This window comes from Rhodopseudomonas sp. WA056 (assembly GCF_010906995.1).
Lineage (GTDB): Bacteria > Pseudomonadota > Alphaproteobacteria > Rhizobiales > Xanthobacteraceae > Rhodopseudomonas > Rhodopseudomonas palustris_G.
Map to the genome: position 1 here is coordinate 1 of NZ_QPFS01000222.1, position 2,999 is coordinate 2,999.

At 67.1% G+C, this 2,999-nt stretch carries 2 protein-coding genes and 1 pseudogene; all 3 read right to left on the reverse strand.

Going from position 1 to position 2,999, the window contains the following annotated elements:
* Nucleotides 1-411: pseudogene (locus DU475_RS23500) on the reverse strand (ATP-dependent DNA ligase); the annotation flags it as partial.
* Nucleotides 408-1,451, reverse strand: a complete 1,044-nt coding sequence (locus DU475_RS23505) for a ligase-associated DNA damage response exonuclease (RefSeq protein WP_164633483.1) — start codon at nucleotides 1,449-1,451, stop codon at nucleotides 408-410. The pseudogene DU475_RS23500 and the gene DU475_RS23505, both read right to left, overlap by 4 nt.
* Nucleotides 1,452-1,565: 114 nt before the next feature.
* Nucleotides 1,566-2,912, reverse strand: coding sequence for an outer membrane protein (locus tag DU475_RS23510; RefSeq protein ID WP_047307499.1), 1,347 nt, complete (start codon nucleotides 2,910-2,912; stop codon nucleotides 1,566-1,568).
* Between the last annotated feature and the right edge of the window lie 87 nt (nucleotides 2,913-2,999).

Here is a 2,999-nt window from a genome sequence, read left to right on the forward strand (position 1 = left end):
CTCTCCCGATGCACGGCGAGCTCCCTCTCCCGCTTGCGGGAGAGGGTTGGGGTGAGGGCGCCCCGAGGATGGCGTCCCGGTGTGGACCCCCACCCCCGACCCCTCCCCGCAAGGGGGAGGGGAGTTGCGCTGCGCATGGGGCGAGGGCCACATCAGCGCCACCGTTTCGGACAAATCGCCGACGTAGTCGTAGGACAGGCCGAACAGCACTGGATCGGTGCGTTCGGCGATCAGGGCACGGATCAGGCCGGGCTTGGCGTGGCGGAACGACAATGCGCCGGTCAGCGCCGCCAGCGCCCAGCCGCGGTCGGGGTCTTCGACCGCGCGGAAGTAATTGGTGATCAGCCGCAGCTTGTTGTTGCGGCCTGGCTCGTAGCCGAGGCGGTCGAGCAGTTCGGCGAAGCGGTTCATGCGTCGTTCGCCTCATCGCCGGCCGGCATGCCGACGTCTTCGTCCTCGTCGCCATAGCCGACCAGATCAAGCGGCCGGGCAGCGAGGCCCTGCGACTTGCACCAATGCACCAGCGCGTCTTCCTGACCGTGGGTGACCCAGATTTCGCCGGCGCCGGTGGCTTTGATGGTGGCGGTCAGTCCGTCCCAATCGGCGTGGTCGGAGATCACCAGCGGCAGTTCGACGCCGCGCTGCCGGGCGCGGGCGCGCACCCGCATCCATCCCGAGGCGAACGCGGTGAGCGGATCGGGGAAACGCCGCGTCCACAGATCGGAGGTCGCCGACGGCGGTGCCAGCGTGATGGTGCCGGCCAGCTCCGCCTTCTTGACGCCCTTCACCGGGCGCAGCTCGCCGAGCGGCACCCCCTGCTCCGCATAGTAATGCGTGATCTTCTCCATCGCGCCGTGCAGGTAGATCGGCGCGTCGTAGCCGGCCTGCCGGATCAGCGCGATCACCCTCTGCGCTTTGCCGAGCGAATAGGCGCCGACCAGATGCGCCCGCTCCGGAAACAGCGCGACGGAGTCGAGCAGCTTTCTGACTTCGCCAGCCGCGTCGGGATGCCGGAACACCGGCAGACCGAATGTCGCCTCGGTGATGAACACGTCGCAGGGTACGATCTCGAACGGCGTGCAGGTCGGGTCGGGCGCATCCTTGTAGTCACCGGAGGCGACGATGCGGAGGCCGCCGGCCTCGACCGCGATCTGCGCCGAGCCGAGTACATGGCCGGCGGGATGAAACGTGACCGTGGTGTCGCCGAGCCGGATGACCTCGCCATACGCAACCTCCCGGGTCGCACCGGCAAAATTGTCGCCATAGCGCAGCCGCATCATGTCGAGCGTGGGCCGGGTCGCCAGCACGGCGCCGTGCCCGGCGCGGGCGTGATCTGAATGGCCATGGGTAATCAGCGCGCGCTCGACCGGCCGCACCGGATCAATGTGGAAACCGCCCGGCTTGCAGCACAGGCCGGCGGCGGTCGGCAGCAGGATGTCGTGCGGACGCATGCAGGCAATATAGGAAAGGCCGAACCGCAAACGACCCCGGCCGTGCTTGTTCCCGGCAAACAAAAACCCCGGCCGCGAGGCCGGGGTTCGGTGTCGGTCGCTGCGGCGCGAAGATCAGTACTTCGCGACGACCGGCTGATTGAAGTGATAGTTGATGCCGGTGCGCAGCGTATGCTGGGTGACCTTGGTGGTGTTGATGCCGGTGGCACCGAACGCGTCGGTGGTCGAGCCGAGATCGACGTAGAGATATTCGGTCTTCGAGGTCCAGTTCGGGCCGAGCAGGCCGAACAGCTGGAACGGAGTCTCGATGCCGGCGCCGGCTGCCCAGCCACCCTTGGTGGTCTTGAAGCTGTAGTTGCCGATGGCGCTGACGATGTCGGTCTTGATGTTGCCATAGGCATAGCCGGCGGTGCCGTAGAACAGCGTCGAGCCGAGCGAGTAGCCGATACGGCCGCGCGCGGTTCCGAACCACGGCAGCTTGGCGTCGTAGAACACCGCCGGGCCGAGCACCGCGGCGCGCTGATCCTTCAGGGTCGAGCCCTGGAAGTCGGCTTCGACGCCGAACACCCAGTTCGCCGCCTGCCAGTTGTAGCCGATCTGACCGCCGCCGAAGAAGCCGTCCGGCGCCAGGTTGAAGGCGTCGGTCACGCCCGCGATCGTCACGCTGGAGCGGTCACGCGCGGTGGCGCCGCCGAAATTGCCGCCGATGTAAAGACCGGCCCAGTTCGCGGGCGGCGGGGCGACGTACATGCCGTTGCCGCCGATCCGGTAGTTCAGGCCGACGCGGAAGATGCTCTCGCGCGCTTCGGTGCGCAGGCTCTGGTTGCCGAAGAAATCGGTCTGGTTCCCGAGATCGAGGTACAGATACTCGATCTTGCCGCTCCAGTTACCGCCGAGCGCGGCTTCCACACCCGAACCGATCACCCAGCCGGAGCGGGTCTTGCTGTTTTCGAACGCCACAAGGCCGCCTTCGGTGACGGTCGTCTTAACGTTGCCAACCGCGTAACCGCCGGTGAAGTAGCCGAATGCCGGACCGCGCACGAGGCCGACGCGACCGCGGACAGTGCCGAACCAATCGAGCTTCTGATTGTAGTTGGTGGCGAGGCCGTTGAGCGAGGTGTAGCCATCGCTCATGCCGCTGCCCTGGATGTCGGCCTCGACGCCGATCAGCATCGGGCCAAACATCGAGCCGAACTGCCAGTTGTAGCCGATCTGGCCACCGCCGATAGCGCCCTGCGGCTGCAGATAGGTGGAGTTCAACGTGCCGGCGCCCGGATAGGAGTGGGTCTGCAGGTCGCGGCCCAGGCCGACGCCGACGTTGGCGCCGATGTAGAAGCCGGTCCAGTCGTAGACCGCGGCCACCGGGGCCTTCATGTAGGGAGCCTTGACGGCGAGGTCGGCCGCTTGGGCGCTGACGGCGGCGGTGCCAGCCAGGACGACGCCGGCGAGAATTCGTTTCATGGAAGGATCCCCTCTTCGATCTGGCGCGAAGATTATGGGCCGGCCGACGAGTCGTCGGTACCCGCGCGGCCACACCCGCTGAAATTC